General features: G+C 64.5%; 13 protein-coding genes. 7 read left to right on the forward strand and 6 right to left on the reverse strand.

What is annotated here, in order from left to right:
- Positions 1-226: 226 nt before the first annotated feature.
- Complete coding sequence (locus AB870_RS03570; protein ID WP_047906968.1) at positions 227-1114, forward strand: IclR family transcriptional regulator; 888 nt, start codon at positions 227-229, stop codon at positions 1112-1114.
- A 4-nt stretch (positions 1115-1118) separates the two neighbouring features.
- Here AB870_RS03570 and AB870_RS03575 read toward each other — a convergent pair whose 3' ends face one another.
- A complete protein-coding gene (locus tag AB870_RS03575) occupies positions 1119-1907 on the reverse strand; it encodes an IclR family transcriptional regulator (protein ID WP_047908758.1) in 789 nt (262 codons plus the stop codon).
- 236 nt (positions 1908-2143) lie between these two features.
- Between AB870_RS03575 and AB870_RS03580 the strand changes: the two genes are divergently transcribed.
- A complete protein-coding gene (locus AB870_RS03580) occupies positions 2144-3130 on the forward strand; it encodes an AAA family ATPase (protein WP_047906969.1) in 987 nt (328 codons plus the stop codon).
- On the forward strand, positions 3127-4878 hold the full coding sequence (locus AB870_RS03585; RefSeq protein WP_047906970.1) for a cobaltochelatase CobT-related protein: 1752 nt from the start codon (positions 3127-3129) through the stop codon (positions 4876-4878). Before AB870_RS03580 ends, AB870_RS03585 begins: the two co-directional genes overlap by 4 nt.
- A gap of 13 nt (positions 4879-4891) precedes the next feature.
- On the opposite strand, the gene AB870_RS03590 is transcribed toward AB870_RS03585, so the two are convergent.
- From AB870_RS03590 to AB870_RS03610, 5 genes are all read right to left on the reverse strand, one after another.
- Positions 4892-5659 carry a TSUP family transporter gene (locus tag AB870_RS03590; RefSeq protein ID WP_047906971.1) on the reverse strand — a complete coding sequence of 256 codons (768 nt, stop codon included), beginning with the start codon at positions 5657-5659 and terminating at the stop codon, positions 4892-4894.
- Positions 5656-6696 carry a phosphate acetyltransferase gene (gene pta / locus AB870_RS03595; RefSeq protein WP_047906972.1) on the reverse strand — a complete coding sequence of 347 codons (1041 nt, stop codon included), beginning with the start codon at positions 6694-6696 and terminating at the stop codon, positions 5656-5658. Before pta ends, AB870_RS03590 begins: the two co-directional genes overlap by 4 nt.
- Positions 6697-6773: 77 nt before the next feature.
- Positions 6774-8606, reverse strand: coding sequence for a sulfoacetaldehyde acetyltransferase (gene xsc / locus AB870_RS03600; RefSeq protein ID WP_418303983.1), 1833 nt, complete (start codon positions 8604-8606; stop codon positions 6774-6776).
- Between the two features lie 234 nt (positions 8607-8840).
- Positions 8841-9230, reverse strand: a complete 390-nt coding sequence (locus AB870_RS03605; protein ID WP_047906973.1) for a nuclear transport factor 2 family protein — start codon at positions 9228-9230, stop codon at positions 8841-8843.
- Positions 9231-9262: 32 nt separating this feature from the next.
- Entirely contained in the window at positions 9263-10693 is a 1431-nt protein-coding gene (locus AB870_RS03610) for an NAD(P)/FAD-dependent oxidoreductase (protein ID WP_047906974.1), read from the reverse strand.
- Between the two features lie 270 nt (positions 10694-10963).
- Here AB870_RS03610 and AB870_RS03615 point away from each other — a divergent pair, with 270 nt between their 5' ends.
- From AB870_RS03615 to AB870_RS03630, 4 genes are read left to right on the forward strand one after another with little or no spacing between them, the layout of a single operon-like run.
- Positions 10964-11164, forward strand: coding sequence for a DUF3311 domain-containing protein (locus tag AB870_RS03615; RefSeq protein WP_047906975.1), 201 nt, complete (start codon positions 10964-10966; stop codon positions 11162-11164).
- Positions 11165-11218: 54 nt separating this feature from the next.
- Positions 11219-12637, forward strand: a complete 1419-nt coding sequence (locus tag AB870_RS03620; RefSeq protein ID WP_047906976.1) for a sodium:solute symporter family protein — start codon at positions 11219-11221, stop codon at positions 12635-12637.
- Positions 12638-12663: 26 nt separating this feature from the next.
- Positions 12664-14331 carry an amidohydrolase gene (locus tag AB870_RS03625; protein ID WP_047906977.1) on the forward strand — a complete coding sequence of 556 codons (1668 nt, stop codon included), beginning with the start codon at positions 12664-12666 and terminating at the stop codon, positions 14329-14331.
- A complete protein-coding gene (locus AB870_RS03630) occupies positions 14328-15326 on the forward strand; it encodes a CobW family GTP-binding protein (protein WP_237170039.1) in 999 nt (332 codons plus the stop codon). Before AB870_RS03625 ends, AB870_RS03630 begins: the two co-directional genes overlap by 4 nt.
- Positions 15327-15335 lie beyond the last annotated feature (9 nt).

Raw genomic sequence — 15335 nt, forward strand, 5'->3', positions numbered from 1 at the left:
CGCTTGCTGTCTCAGAACGAGGCAATTGCTGCGGCGCATCTGCGGGGTTTTACTAAGGCTGTCGCCGTGTGGGGCGACGCGTGCGGCGGGAGAGGCGGGAGAGGCGGCCACGGACTTCAACCCGGTCACGGGGTAATCCCGAGGCTGATGGCTGTCGAATAATTGGTATATTTTGTTTCTTTTATTGATCGACGGAATTCGGGGCGAGCGACCCAGGGAGGTATCGATGCAGGCAACGCGCGACTCCGGCGCGCTGGACGACGGCGATCTGCGTGCGAGCGAGGCGGCGCGCAATCTGCGCGCGCTCGCCGTCATCGAACGTCTGGCCATGGCCGGACAGCCGTACACCCTGTCGCAGTTGGCGTCGCGTCTCGCGATCCCGAAGGCCACGCTCATGCGGTTGATCGAGGCGCTGGAAGTGTGCGGCTACGTCTCGCACGTGCCCGATTCGCGCGGCTCGGAACGCGGGCTGTCGCTCGGCCCACGAGCGGCGCGGCTCGCGCTCGTCACGCTGGCAAACAACAACTTCACGCGCGCGGCGCGCTCACTCCTGCGCACGCTGGTCGAGCGGGTCGGCGAAACGGTGAATCTCACCGCGCTCGATGGCGACGAGGTTCTCTACATCGAGCGCGTGGAGACGAACGAACCGCTGCGCATGCAGATGCACCCGGGCATGCGCGTGCCCTTGCATTGCACGGCGAGCGGCAAGTTGTTCCTGTCGCAGATGCCGGCGGCCGAGCGCCGTGCGGTGCTCTCGCGCCTGACGCTCAAACGCATGACGCCCAGGACGATCACCGATCCCGGCCTGCTGGAAGCCGAACTGGATCGCCTCGCCGGGCGCGGCATCGGCATCGACAATGAGGAGTTCGTGCGGGGCATGGTGGCCGTGGGCGTGCCTGTGCGGGCGCCCGACGACGGCCATGTCCGTGCCGTGCTGGCCGTGCACGGCCCGACGGCGCGCGTGACGCTGGAGCAATTGACGGGACTGGTGCCGACGCTGCGCGACACCGCGATGGCGCTCGCTCCGCTGCTCGACTGGCAGCGCGCGGGCAAGGCGCAGGCATTGGCGAAAAAGGCGGAGGAAGAAAGCGCAGAGAGGGCGAAGGCCCTCTGACGCTTCAGAACGTCTTCGCGAGTTCCTTGGCGGCTTCCTGAAGACGCGGCACGAAGTCCATCGCCTTCGATAGCGAGGTGCGCGACACTGGCGCGTGCACTGCCACGGCGGCGATACACGCGCCGTCTTCCTTGAGCACGGGCGCCGCCACGCAGGCGATGCCCAGCACGAATTCCTCGTTATCGACGGCAATGCCCTTGCGCGCGATGCGATCGAGTTCGCTCTCCAGTAATTCGGGGTCGGTCAGCGTGTTGGGCGTGAAACGTTGCAGTTTCATGGCGCGCAGCAGCGCGGCGCGTTGCTCGCGCGGCATCATTGCAAGTAGCAGCTTGCCGCTCGCACTGCTGTGCGCGGGCACGTGCGAGCCGGGCTTCAGATCGAGACGAAGCGGCCACGGCGCTTCCATGCGGTCGAGATAAAGCACCTCGGTTTCATGCAGCATCGTCAGGTTGCACGTCTCGCCGAGATCGGCCACGAGACGGCCCAGAATCGCGTGACGCATACGGCGCGCACCGGCCTGCATCATCACGCCCAGACTCAGTTGCGCCAGACGCGGCCCGATCACGTAAGCATTCTTCTGACCCGGCTCGCGAATCACCAGTCCGCCCGCTTCGAGCGAACCGAGCATGCGGTGCAGCGACGCCTTGGGCATCTGGATGTCATGCGCCATATCGGCGAGCGAGACGGGCGCGTCGGCAGCCACGAGATATTCCAGCAGCGCGAATGCCCGAAGGGTCGGGGTATCCGCCTTGCTGTCCTGCGGGGAGTCGTGGCCAATCGCTACGTCGTTCATATGCGCCGTTCCGGAAAATGGATCAGCGGTATTGTACCCAAACAGGTTGTCGACCGGCATTGACAAGGTTCCGATACATGGAAGTTCGTTGCGATTCGGTTTCAGTTCGTTCGAATCTAGACGAGCTATCGGGGATCGTCAATCGGTGTTTTAATTATCCGGAACGAATTGTTTCTAAAAATGGTTAACGCTATGATGCACCGACACCGTTTTTGGAAAGGGATGGAGACGCCGTGATGGAGACCGCAACCCAACAACCGGATCGCACTGTCGATGCCCGCGCCGTGTTCGGTATCGAGACCGATCTTCAGGTGCCGGCGTTCAGCGAGCGCGACGACCATGTGCCCGAGATCGACACGGCGTACCGCTTCAATCCCGACGTGACGCTGGCGATTCTGGCCGGATTCATGAACAACCGCCGCGTGATGGTGCAGGGCATGCACGGCACAGGCAAATCGACGCACATCGAGCAGGTGGCGGCGCGTTTGAACTGGCCCTGCGTGCGCGTGAATCTCGACGGGCACATCAGCCGTCTCGATCTCGTGGGTAAGGACGCCATTGTCGTGCGCGACGGCCATCAGGTCACCGAATTCCAGGAGGGCATCGTGCCGTGGGCGCTGCAACGCCCCGTGGCGCTGATCTTCGACGAGTACGATGCCGGCCGTCCCGACGTGATGTTCGTGATTCAGCGCATTCTGGAGCGCGACGGCAAATTCACGCTGCTCGACCAGAACCGCGTGATCCATCCGCATCCCGGCTTCCGGATGTTCGCCACGACGAACACCGTCGGTCTCGGCAACCTGAACGGTCTGTATCACGGCACGCAGGTGCTCAACCACGCGCAGATCGACCGCTGGAACGTGGTGGCCACGCTCGACTATCTCTCGCGCGAAGACGAAGCGGGCATCGTGCTCGCACGCGTGCCGGCACTCGACAACGACGCGGGACGCGCGCTCGTCGGCTCGATGGTCAGTGTGGCCGAACTCACCCGCAAGGGCTTCGCGACGGGCGACCTGTCCACGCTCATGTCGCCGCGCACGGTCATCAACTGGGCGGAGAACGCCGGCATCTTCCACGATGCGGGGCTGGCCTTCCGGCTCACGTTCCTGAACAAGTGCGACGAAGCGGAGCGCCCGGTTGTGGCGGAGTACTACCAGCGGGCCTTCGGCCGCGAGTTGCCGTTGACGGACGGCGGCCGCTCGCTGCTGGCCGGTGCGTCATGACGCGAGGGTCGATCTCCGAGCGCGAGGCGGCACAACGCGCCGCGCGCGGCGAAGCGCTGTGCGCCGCGACCGTGCGCGCCCTGACCGGAGACGCTGCCCTGCACTACAGCGGCGCACGTCTGTGCAGGAACATGCGGCCATTGCCCCTGCACGCGCCGCATCTGCAAACCCTGCCTCCCCCTGCCGACCCGCTGATGACCATGCGCGGCGCTGCCGACGGCGCGGCCCTTCGGCTTCGCCACAGCGACGCCGCGTTGCATCGCACGCTGCAACCGGACGCGTCGCTGGAGCGCCTGCTTTTCGAACTGCTGGAGCAACTGCGCTGCGAGACCTTCATTCCGCCGGGCATGCCCGGCATCGAGGCTAACCTGCGCGACCGTTTCGAAACGTGGTCGCGTGCGATGCACGCCACGGGGGTGGCCGAGAGTCACGTCGGCCTGCTGCTCTACACCGTGGCGCAGATGAGCTGGTCGCGGCTCACCGGCCATCCGGTCGTCGAGGACACGGAAGGGCTGATCGAAGCCACGCGCATGGCCATCGCACCCCGCATTGGCGGGGCGCTCGCCGGCATGCGCCGCACGCGCACCGATCAGGCGGCGTTCGCCGCCTTCGCGCGCGAATTGGCCGCCGATATCGCGGCACTGATTCGTGCGGCGGGCGGTGACGCGCAGGAAGACAATGCGAAGGACGACGAGGACGCCGGGGGCGTGCGCAACGCGTTCTCGCTGTTTCTCGACTTCGATGAGCAGGAAGACGACGGGATCACGCTGGCGCATTCGGGCGACAGCCGCGTGCTCAAGGCGTCCGGACAGGGTTACCGTGTCTTCACGAATCGTTACGACCGCGAACTGTATGCGGGCACGCTGGTGCGGCGGGCGTTGCTTACCGAATTTCGCGAGCGGCTCGACGAACGGATCGTCGCGCAGGCGATCAACGTTGCCCGACTCGCGCGTGCGCTCAAGGCGGCGCTGGCCGTGCCGCAGCGCGACGGCTGGTCGTTCGGCGAGGAACAGGGGCGCATCGATGGGCGACGTCTCGCGCAACTGGTCAGTTCGCCCGCGGAGCGGCGGCTTTTCCGCTTGGAAAAGCACACATTGCTTGCCGAGTCGATGGTGAGTTTCCTCATCGACTGTTCCGGCTCGATGAAGGCGCAGATCGATGCGGTCGCGATGATCGTCGACGTGCTTTCCCGCGCGCTCGACGCCGCCGGTGTGACCAACGAGATCCTCGGATTCACGACCGGCGCGTGGAATGGCGGGCGGGCACGCGCGGACTGGCTCGCGCGCGGCAAACCGCGCTTTCCTGGCCGTCTGAACGAAGTCTCGCATCTGATCTTCAAGGACGCCGTCACCAGCTGGCGACGCGCGCGCACCGACATCGCGTCGCTGTTCAAGGCGGATCTGTTTCGCGAAGGGGTGGACGGCGAGGCGCTCGAATGGGCGTGCGAGCGTTTGCGCTCGCGCAGCGCGAACCGTCGTGTGCTGATCGTGATTTCGGACGGCAGCCCGATGGACGCCGCCACCAACCAGGTCAACGACGAGCACTATCTCGACCATCATCTGCGCGAAGTCGTGGCGCAGCAGCAGGCCCGGGGCGACGTGGAAGTGCTGGGTCTCGGCGTCGGCCTGGACCTCAGTCCCTACTACCGCAACTCGCTGGCGCTGGATCTCACGTCGTTGCCGGACATGACAATGCTGGCGAAGCTCGCCGACTGGATCGGCAGTGGCGGGCGTCGCGGCAACGCCTGACCTCGGCGCCGCATCACAGCATCGCTGTCAACGCGTCGATCGTCAGATGCGCGCCGAGCAGAATCAACGTGACAAACGCGAGCCGCCGCGTTGTGGTCCCCGATAGCGGCGGCGGGTGACGACGCGCGAACAAGGTGGCGAACGTCACGACGGGCAGCGCGATGGCGGCCTGCCACCACATCGACGCGGGCAATTGCCCCGCCAGCGCGCTATAAGCCGTGCGGATCGAGGCGGTTACCGCGAACAGCAGAATCAGCGCGCAGCGAATCTGCACGAGCGTGAGCGGCTGCCGGTAAAAGTAGAAGATCAGCGGCGGCCCGGAGATTCCGAACATGCCGCTCAGAAGGCCGCCGAAGATGCCACTGAAGAAGAAGCCCGCGTCGCCCGCGCGCTCGGTCCGGGGCGCAGGCCGGATCGCCGAACCGATGCCGCCGTAAAGCACGACAGCCCCCAGCAGCAAATGCAGAATGTTGGACGCCGTGCCATTCAGGTAATCGAACAGCAGCACGCCGGCGACGACCGACGGCACAATGCCCAGTGTCGCCGCGCGCACGGCGCGCCAGTCGATCAGATGCCACGTGCCCGGCAGGGCGAGCGCGCTGTTGATGAGCGTGACCAGACTCACCAGAATGGCGACACTTGCAACCGGCGCCAGCCCGAACCCGCTTGCCCCGCCCAGCACGATCATCCCCAGGCCGAAGCCGGTGACCGTCTGGAAATACGTCGCAAACCCGAGCAACAGCATCAACGGCAGCGACGCCTGAACCGCTTGCCACGTCATACCCGGAGGGCGAGCGGCGAGGTTCCGGTCAGCTTGGCGCGCGCGGCCTGTGCCTGCACGCAGGTCACGCCGATCACGTAATAGATGTCGTCGGCGCTGCATCCGCGCGAGAGGTCGTTTGCGGGACGATTCAGGCCCTGCAACAGCGGACCGATGGCCTTCGCACCGCCGATGCGCTCCGCGAGCTTGTAGCCGATGTTGCCCGCGTCGAGACTCGGAAAGATCAGCGTGTTGGCGTGTCCCTCGGTTTGCGAATGCACGACCTTGCGTTGCGCGATTTCCTCGACGATGGCCGCATCGAGTTGCACGTCGCCGTCGATGGCGAGTTGCGGACGCGCCTGCTTGACCAGATGCGTCGCCGCCACCACCTTGTCGACTGCGGCATGCTTCGCGCTGCCGCTCGTCGAGAAGGAAAGCATCGCTACGCGCGGCGGTTCCATGAGCAGGGCGCTCGCGCTATCGGCCGCCGCCAGTGCGATCTGCGCGAGTTGCTCCGCATCCGGATCCACGACGAGCGCGCAGTCCGAGAAGATGAGCCCGCCCTTCATCGTGTGAAAAGGTTCGCAGAGCATCATCAGGAAAAAGCTCGACACGAGCTTGAACGACGGTTGCACGCCGATGATCTGAATCGCCATGCGCACGACGTCGGCCGTCGTGTTGACCGCGCCCGCGACGGAGCCGTCGGCGTGACCGAGGCGCACCATCATGTTCGCGAACCCCAGCGGCGAGCGCATTGCTTCGGCGGCCTGATTCCGCGTCATCCCCTTTTTCGAACGGATGCCATACCAGATGTGCGAGAACGCTTCGGTCATGTCCGACGTTGCCGGATCGATCAGTTCCATGCCGGCGAGATCGATACGCGCGGCGCCGGCGGCGCGTTGCGTTCTGGCGATGTCGCCGACGAGCACGATGCGTGCAATGCCCTCGCGCGTGGCGCGTGCCGCCGCGGTGAGCACGCGCTCGTCCTCCGACTCGCACAACACGATGCGCATCGGTGCGCGGCGCGCGGTATCGATGATGCGGTTAATGGCTTTCATGATGTCGAAAAAATAAAAAAAGCGCCCCCGGCACCCACAGAGCCGGGAGCGCTGTCACACGAAAAACCGCTACCGCGTCAGACGTAGTCCTTGTACTTGTCGAGCATGCGCACCGGCTTGGAGAGCGCGTCGCGGCGGAACGGATCGCCCAGTTCGCGAGTACACATGATTTCGATGATGGTCGTCTTGCCGTGATTCATCTGAAGATCGATGGCCTTCCTGAGCGCCGGGCCGACATCTTCCAGACGATCGACCACGATACCTTCTGCGCCCATCGCGCGGGCGATGTTGGCGAAGCTCGGGCTTTCCAGCTCACCGGCGACGAAACGGCGGTTGTAGAAGTCCACCTGGTTCTTTTTCTCCGCGCCCCACTGACGGTTGTGGAAGACCACGGCCGTGACCGGAATGTTGTGACGCACACACGTGAGCGTTTCCATCAGGCTCATGCCCCACGCGCCGTCGCCGGCGTATGAGATCGCCGGACGGTGCGGTGCGGCGACCTTGGCGCCGATGATCGTCGGGAACGCATAACCGCAGTTACCCCAGCTCATTGCCGCGAAGAAGCTGCGCGGCTTGTTGAAGCGCAGATAGCTGTTGGCGACCGAGTTGATGTTGCCGATGTCGGTCGAGACCATGACGTCTTCCGGCATCGCTTTCTCCAACTCGCGCAGCACCTGACGCGGATGCAGATAGTGGCCGCCGTTGAAGGTCTTCTCGTGCTTCTGCTCTTCGATCATGTCGAGGCTGTACGGATCGCGCTCGTGGGTCCACTCGTCGAGTTCCTTCTCCCACGCCGCCTTCTCGGTCGCGATCTGATCGGCGCGGGCGGCGCGCGTGGCGTCGCACGCGAGCGTACGCCCGGCCAGACGTTGCGATAGCGCGACGGCCGCGGCCTTGGCGTCGCCGCAGATACCGACCGAAATCTTCTTCACGAGACCGAGCATCTTGTGATCGGCGTCGATCTGGATGATCTTGGCGTTCTTCGGCCAGTAGTCCAGACCGTGTTGCGGCAGTGTGCCGAACGGTCCGAGGCGCGAGCCGAGCGCGACGACCACGTCGGCCTGGGCGAGCAGCTTCATGGCCGCCTTCGAGCCTTGATAGCCGAGCGGGCCGCACCACAGCGGATGGTTGGCCGGGAACGAATCGTTGTGCAGATAGCTGTTGACGACCGGCGCGCCAAGACGTTCGGCGAGTGCCTTGCACTCCTCGATGGCGTCGGCCATGACCACGCCGCCGCCGGAGATGATGACCGGGAACCTGGCCTGTGCGAGCAGTTCCGCCGCTTCGTTCAGACGCTCTTCGCCGCCGGCGCCACGGTCCAGGCGTTGCGGACGCGGGATTTCGGTCTTGATCTGACCGTAGAAGTAGTCACGCGGAATGTTGAGCTGCGTCGGACCCATTTCGGCCATCGCGCGATCGAAGCAGCGGCCGGTGAATTCGGCCATGCGCGCCGGATGCGTCACGTGGCCCTGATATTTCGTGAACTCCTGGAACATCGGCAGTTGCTTCGCCTCCTGGAAACCGCCCAGCCCGATGCCCATCGTGCCCGCTTCCGGCGTGACGATCACGACCGGGCTGTGCGCCCAGTAAGCCGCGGCGATGGCGGTGACACAGTTGCTGATGCCCGGACCGTTCTGGCCGATCACCACACCGTGGCGACCCGACACGCGGGCATAACCGTCGGCCATGTGACCGGCGCCCTGTTCGTGTACCACCGGAATCAGACGAATGCCGGCCGGCGCGAAGATGTCCATTGCATCCATGAAGGCCGAGCCCATGATGCCGAACATTTCGCTCACGCCGTTGGCGACCATCGTTTCGACGAACGCTTCCGAAGGCGTCATCGTTTGCGGACCGGCATCGGAAGCCGTCATTTGCTGGGTGGCCGTAGCCGGATCTTTGGCATTCATGGGTGTCTCCAGTGAAAAATAAACGGAACAAATAATTCCGATTTCGTTTGCTTGTATCGAAATCTAGGGGATTAAATTGCCTTGGTCAATTGGTGTTTTTATTATTTGGTACGTTTTGTATTGAAAAATACAAACATCGCATCCCCCATGCCCGACATACGGCGGGCCGCCGGCGTCCAGAAAAAATGCCCCGGCAAGCGGGGCGGGCAATCCGGGCGTGCCAGGGCGGGGGCGTCAGAACGCCGGGCGGTCCTTGCGGAATGCGTTCTTCACTTCGATCTTGCCGTCGCGCAGGGTGAAGACGTCGACCATGCGCGCTTCGACGCGCGTGCCGTCCGCCTTCGTGCCGCGGAACGTCGATTCCGAGACGCCGCGATCGCCCGCGACGAAGTGTTCGCCTTCCGTCCACGATGCATCGGGGAAGGTCTCCCACGCGGACTGGAACGCGGCGCGCACGGCTTCGCGGCCTTCGAAGGTGCGCCCCAGCATGTCGGGCCCGGCGACCGCGTGGAAAACGCACGTGTCGGTCATGCAGGCCATGAGGGCGTCGATGTCGTGCCGGTTCCAGGCGTCGTTGAATGTCGTGAGCAGACGGATGGCGGCGGAGTCGTTTTGAGTCGTCATTGCAAATTCCGGAGTTCGAGGAAGGACCGATATCAACGCGCTTCGTCCTGCGCGTGGTATCGCTGATAGAGAAAGCGCTGGCCGATGCGACGGAACGGCGCGAAGCCTTCCCATTGCACGGTGCCGAACACGTTCGGGTATTGCAGCGCCGAGTCGTAGATCGGCAGTGTCCACGACGGATCGCGCTTGCCGGCGATGCGCTGGGCGAGACGGCGTCCGGCGTGCGCGGAGAACGACACGCCGTTGCCGCCGTACCCCATGGCATAAAAGAGGCTCTGGCGTGGATCGGGCTGCGTCACGCGCGGCATCATGTCGTGGCTGACGTCGACCCAGCCCCACCACGAGTACTCGATGCGAATGCCTTTGAGTGCGGGGAACTTGCGATGCAGGCCTTCGACGAGCACCGCCATGTGTTTCGGGTTCTGCGCATCGGCGCCGGTAATCGAGCTGCGGCTGCCGATCTGCAAGCGGTTATCCGGCAGCAGCCGATAGTAGTAACGCAGCGTGCGCGTGTCGGTAATGACTTCATGCGTGCGGAAGTTCGTCGCTGCAATTTCTTCCGGCGTGAGAACACGGGTGACGAGCGAGTTCGACAGAATCGGCATGATCTTCGAACGTAGCGCTTTGGTCACGTCGTTGCGAGTGTAGCCGCCCGTGGCGAACGCGACCGCCTTGGCACGCACCACGCCGCGCGGCGTGCGTACGTGATGCACGCCGTTGATCGTCTCCACCCCGAGCACCGGTGTCGAAGGGTGCACACGGGCGCCGAGCGCGCGCGCCATGCGCAGATAGCCGAAGGCGAGTTTGAGCGGATGCACGCCGATGCCGTCCGGCTCGTGCAGGGCGCCGCAGTTCTCCTGATCGTCGACGTATTGCTCGCTGACTTCCTCGCGCGAGAGGATGCGGGTGTCGTAGCCGAAGACCTCGCGCATCACCTTCGCCTCGTTGCGCAGAAATTCCATCTTGCGCGCACGATGGGCGATGTAGAGATGCCCGCCCGGTTGCGGATCGCACTCGGGCACTTCGGCGATGAGCGATTTGAACGTGTTGAAGCCTTCGCGGATTTCGGCGTCCAGACGCAGCGCGGTTTCCTTGCCCCAGCGCTCGATCCATTGCGAGCGGTAAAGGCGTCCGCTCGCATTCTGTCCCTGACCGCCATTGCGGCTGGTGCAGCCCCAGCAGGTCTGGTTGGCTTCGAGCACGGTGGCGCGAATGCCATGCTCGCGAGCGAGGAAAAGGGCGGTGGACAGACCGGTGAAGCCCGCGCCGACGATGACCACGTCGACATCGGCATCGCCGGCGAGCGGACCGTCGTCCTCGGGCGGCTCCCCCGCGGTGGCAACCCAATAAGTGGGCGCGTAGTCCATGCCGAGACCGGGGCCGGACGAGACTAACGGATCGTAAAGCGGATCGTATGGGGATGCGCAGCGACGATCCAGCGCGAAGGATTCAATCGTACCCACGTTAGGCTCCTGACGAAAATGAGCCAATACTGCCAAGAACATTTTTCCCGGATTAGTACCACCGCGAACTTGTGATGGTGCCAGCGCGAAGCGGCGCGTGCGCGGCGTTTCCGGACTTGGGGGAGTCGCTGCCTGGCACCAAACTTTTGTGCGATGTGGCTCTAAACGGCGCGATTTTTGGCTGGGGATACTGGGCCAGACAGCGGGCCTCTGGCTGCCATCCGGCGGTGCGGTCCATGCGAACAATGCGTCGCGAAGCGGAGACAGAACATGTTCAGATTGCTGATTGGCCTCGGATTGCCGTATCTCGGCGTTGTGGGATTGCTGCCGTGGGCGGCGTCCGTGGAGCGGTATGTGCTCGGCGTGCCGTTCATCTACGGCTGGATCTTCCTGTGGTTCGTGCTCACGTCGGCCTGCCTCTGGCTGTGCTGGACGCTCTTCGACCGGCACATCGTCGAAGACCCGGCGTGATCGCGCTGGCGATCGTTCCTTCACGAACCCCCACGAATTCCGGAGATTGCGTCGATGGCAACCCTCATATTTGCCGGCTTCATCCTGTTGTCGGTCTATCTCGCCTTGCGTGCGCGCGGTGGGCGCGGCCCGCAAAGCGTGCATGATTTCTTCGTCGCTTCGCGTCAGTTCGGCGCGTGGCTCGTGTTCTTTCTCGCGGCCGGCGAGATCTACAGCATCGGCACGATGGTCGGCTTTCCGGGCGGTATCTATGCCAAGGGGCCGACGTACGGCGTATGGTTCCTCGGTTACATCCTGCTGGCCTATCCCGTGGGCTACTTTCTCGGGCCGAGGATCTGGGATGCCGGCAAGCGCTACAACGCCATCACGCTGCCCGATCTGTTCAAGGGGCACTTCCGGAGCCGTTTTCTGGAACTGGTCGTCGCGGTGACGGCCATCGTCTTCCTGCTGCCGTGGGGGCAGTTGCAGTTCACCGGCCTGGTCGCGGCGCTCAAGGGGCTGGGATGGAATTTCCAGCCGCTGTGGCTCATCTGCTTCTCGGCCATGCTGGCCTTCGTCTACATCGCGATTGCCGGGGTGCGCGCATCGGCCTATATCGCCGTGCTCAAGGACGTGCTGATGGTCGCCGCCATTGTCGTGACCGGTGTGGCCGTGGCATGGGAGGCGGGCGTGACGCCGGTGTTTCAGGCCGCGAGCGAGCACGTGAGCAACGCCATGAGCACGCAGCAGCTGACCTTCGCGATGACGACCATCGTGTTCCAGTCGCTGGGCATGTACGTGATGCCGTTCGGCGTGCAGAACTTCTTCACGGCAAAGAGTGCCGCCACGATTCGCCGCACGCAGGTCGCCATGCCGCTGTACATGCTGATGTACCCGTTCCTCGTATTGGCGTCTTACTACGCCATCAGCCGGAACATTGAACTGGCGTCGCCCAACGAAGCGTTCTTCGCCGCCGTGACGCAGTTGCTGCCGTCGTGGCTCGTCGGTCTGGTCGCGGCGGGCGCGGCGCTCTCGGGGCTGCTGGTGCTCGCCGGCATCTGTCTGGCGCTGGGGCCCATCGTCACGCGCAATATCCTCTCGGGCATGCCTGAGCATCGGCAGAAGGCCAGCTCCAAGGTGGTCATTGTGCTGTATCTGCTGGGTTCCATCGTGCTCACGCTGCTCACACCGAACCTGATGCTCACGCTCATCAACATGGCTTACTACGGGGTGACGCAGTTCCTGCCCGGTGTGATCGCCGTGGTATTGCGCATGCGCGTGCGTGCGACGGCAGTGGCTGCCGGTGTGCTGGCCGGTCAGGGCCTTGCGCTCGTGCTTTACTACAAGAACCCGGACCTCGGCGGCGTGAATCTCGGACTGATCTGCCTGGTCGTCAATGTGGCGGTGATGACGGTGCTCAATGTGCTGCTCGGCGGCCGTCGTGCGCACGCCATGGACCCCGGCGTGGGCGCGCTTTCTCCTTACAAGAAATAACGATGACTGACGCAATGAACCGAAGGATGACGGACAACGGCGACACTTCTGCCAGCCGGGACGACATTCGCGTGTACGTCGCCCGCAAGATCGTGACGATGAACCCGGCGCAGCCGGTCGCCACGCACGTGGCCGTGTGCGACGGCCGGATTCTCGCCGTGGGCGGGCTCGACGACGTGCGTCGCTGGACCGACGCCGCCCCCATCGAGACGCTGCGCGACAAGGTGCTGATGCCCGGACTCGTCGAAGGACATTGCCATCTGATGGAAGGCGCGATGTGGGACGCCGTCTATGTCGGGTACTACGACCGGCGAGGCCCGGACGGACACTTGTGGGAAGGCCTGAAGACCCCCGCCGACGTGCTGGCGAGGCTGCTCGAAGCCGAGCGGCGCATCGCCGACGATCACAAGCCCTTGCTCGCCTGGGGATACGATCCGATCTTTTTCGAGGGCACGCCGCTGGTGGCGCGCGACATCGATTCGGTATCCATGACGCGTCCCATTGCGATTCTGCATGCGAGCGTTCATCTGATGAATGTGAACACGGCGATGCTCGAACTCGCGGGCATCGACGCAGACACGGACGTCGAGGGCATCGTCATGGGCGGCGACGGCGAGCCCACAGGCGAATTGCAGGAGTTCGCCGCGATGTTTCCGGTGTATCGCGTGATCGGCGAAGGGTTGTCGATTGCCGCGAGCGAAAGCCCGCGCGCGATCTGGAATTTCGGACGCGTCGCGCAGTTGGCGGGGGTGACGACGGCCACCGATCTCGTGAACGATCTGACTCCCTCGGGCAATGCCAATCTGCGTGAAGCGACGGCCGACCCGGCATATCCGATTCGCATCGTTCCCGCGTTCGCGCCGCAGCGATGCCCGGAAGGCGGGCCGCAACGCGTGCTCGACGCGCGCGAAGGCAACACGGACAAACTGCACTACGGCCCGGTCAAATTCATCGTCGACGGGTCGATTCAGGGATTCACCGCGCGCCTGCGCTGGCCGGGATACCACAATGGCAAGCCCAACGGGCTATGGCTCATTGCGCCGTCGCAACTGGTCGAAACCTTCCTGCCGTTCCACGCGGCCGGGTTGCAACTGCACATCCACACGAACGGGGACGAGGCCACCGAGGTTGTGCTCGATGCCATCGAGACATTGCTGACGCAGCACCCGCGCACGGACCATCGTCACACGTTGCAGCACTGCCAGATGGCCGACGTCGCGCAACTCACGCGTGCGCAGCGACTCGGCATGTGCGTGAATTTCTTTGCGAACCACGTCTATTACTGGGGCGACGCACACTACGAACAGACGATGGGACCGGATCGCGCAAACCGCATGGACGCTGCCGAAATCGCCCGGCGGATCGATCTGCCGTTTGCGCTGCATTCGGACGCCCCCATCACGCAGCTCAACCCGCTGTTCACCGCCTGGTGTGCGGCGAAGCGCGAAACGTCCTCGGGCCGCGTGCTGGGCGAGTCGCTGCGCCTGCCGCTCGACGATGCGTTGCGCGCCATCACGCTTGGGGCGGCATTCTCGCTCGGGATGGATCATCTGATCGGCAGTATCGAAGTGGGCAAGTACGCCGACTTCGCCGTACTGGAGGCCGACCCGTATGAGGTCCCCCTCGACGACCTTCGCCAAATGCCCGTGTGGGGCACCGTAGTCGGTGGCGAGATCTTCCGCGCACCGGCATGATGACGGCGCCCGCCCCCGATGCCGCGCCCGGTGCGCCCGCCGCACGGCCGCCAGTGCCGATGATCGTACTCGGCGGCTATCTCGGCGCCGGCAAGACGACTATCGTCAATGCGCTGCTTCGCAATGCCGATGGTCTGCGCGTGACGGTGCTCGTCAACGATTTCGGCGCGATCAACGTCGATGCCGCGCTCATCCGCGAGCGTGGCGACGACGTCATCGGGCTGGAGAACGGCTGCGTGTGCTGCACCATCGGCGGGCGTCTGGTCGAAACGTTGATTGCCATCGGCGAACGCGCGCAGCGGCCGGATTTGCTGGTGATCGAGGCGAGCGGAGTCTCCGATCCGATGCGCATCGCGCAGGTCGGATTGCTCGACAAGGCATTCCGGCTGCATGGCATTGTGGTGGCGGTGGATGCGAGCGGCATCGATGCCACGCTGGCAGACCGGTACGTTGGCGACATCGCACGCAAGCAGATCCTGGCCGCCAGCACGCTCGTCATGACGAAGACCGATCTCGTCACGCCGCAGTCGTTGCAGGAGACGATGACGCGGCTTGGCGAACTCGGTGCGACGCAAATCGCCGTTACGTCAAGGAACGGCGAGGTGCCGCCGGCAATTTTCTTTCCGGAACATGCCCTTGCGCTGACGGGGCTGCTGAGTCCCCGGCCGATGGGTGTAGCCAGCCGCGCCTTGCCCGCGGGACTTCGGAGCTTCGTCTGGGAGGCCGACGCCGTGCTGGAACGGCGCCGTCTGAAAGCGGCGCTGACCATGTATCCCGGCAAGTTGCTGCGCGCGAAGGGGGTCGTGAATCTTGCGCCGGCGGGCATGACGGAGATGCACGTCGTCGGCGCACGAGTGGCGCTGACGAAGCACCCGCAAATGGCATTGCGTGCCTCGTCGATCGTCTTCATCGGCGTGCTCTCGGACAACGAGATTGCCCGTGTGTACGACGCCTTGCGCTCGGCTTGCATCGAGTTTTCGCCCGGCCCGGCCTAGATACCCGGT

Source organism: Pandoraea faecigallinarum, assembly GCF_001029105.3.
In the GTDB taxonomy this organism is placed as follows: Bacteria; Pseudomonadota; Gammaproteobacteria; order Burkholderiales; family Burkholderiaceae; genus Pandoraea; species Pandoraea faecigallinarum.

Excerpts from the sequence above, each read along its gene's own strand:
- AB870_RS03625 (WP_047906977.1), top strand. The coding sequence starts at position 12,664 with ATGACGGACAACGGCGACACTTCTGCCAGCCGGGACGACATTCGCGTG.
- AB870_RS03590 (WP_047906971.1), bottom strand. The coding sequence starts at position 5,659 with ATGACGTGGCAAGCGGTTCAGGCGTCGCTGCCGTTGATGCTGTTGCTC.
- AB870_RS03605 (WP_047906973.1), bottom strand. The coding sequence starts at position 9,230 with ATGACGACTCAAAACGACTCCGCCGCCATCCGTCTGCTCACGACATTC.
- AB870_RS03620 (WP_047906976.1), top strand. The coding sequence starts at position 11,219 with ATGGCAACCCTCATATTTGCCGGCTTCATCCTGTTGTCGGTCTATCTC.
- xsc (WP_418303983.1), bottom strand. The coding sequence starts at position 8,606 with ATGAATGCCAAAGATCCGGCTACGGCCACCCAGCAAATGACGGCTTCC.
- AB870_RS03570 (WP_047906968.1), top strand. The coding sequence starts at position 227 with ATGCAGGCAACGCGCGACTCCGGCGCGCTGGACGACGGCGATCTGCGT.
- AB870_RS03585 (WP_047906970.1), top strand. The coding sequence starts at position 3,127 with ATGACGCGAGGGTCGATCTCCGAGCGCGAGGCGGCACAACGCGCCGCG.
- AB870_RS03580 (WP_047906969.1), top strand. The coding sequence starts at position 2,144 with ATGGAGACCGCAACCCAACAACCGGATCGCACTGTCGATGCCCGCGCC.
- pta (WP_047906972.1), bottom strand. The coding sequence starts at position 6,696 with ATGAAAGCCATTAACCGCATCATCGATACCGCGCGCCGCGCACCGATG.
- AB870_RS03575 (WP_047908758.1), bottom strand. The coding sequence starts at position 1,907 with ATGAACGACGTAGCGATTGGCCACGACTCCCCGCAGGACAGCAAGGCG.
- AB870_RS03630 (WP_237170039.1), top strand. The coding sequence starts at position 14,328 with ATGATGACGGCGCCCGCCCCCGATGCCGCGCCCGGTGCGCCCGCCGCA.
- AB870_RS03615 (WP_047906975.1), top strand. The coding sequence starts at position 10,964 with ATGTTCAGATTGCTGATTGGCCTCGGATTGCCGTATCTCGGCGTTGTG.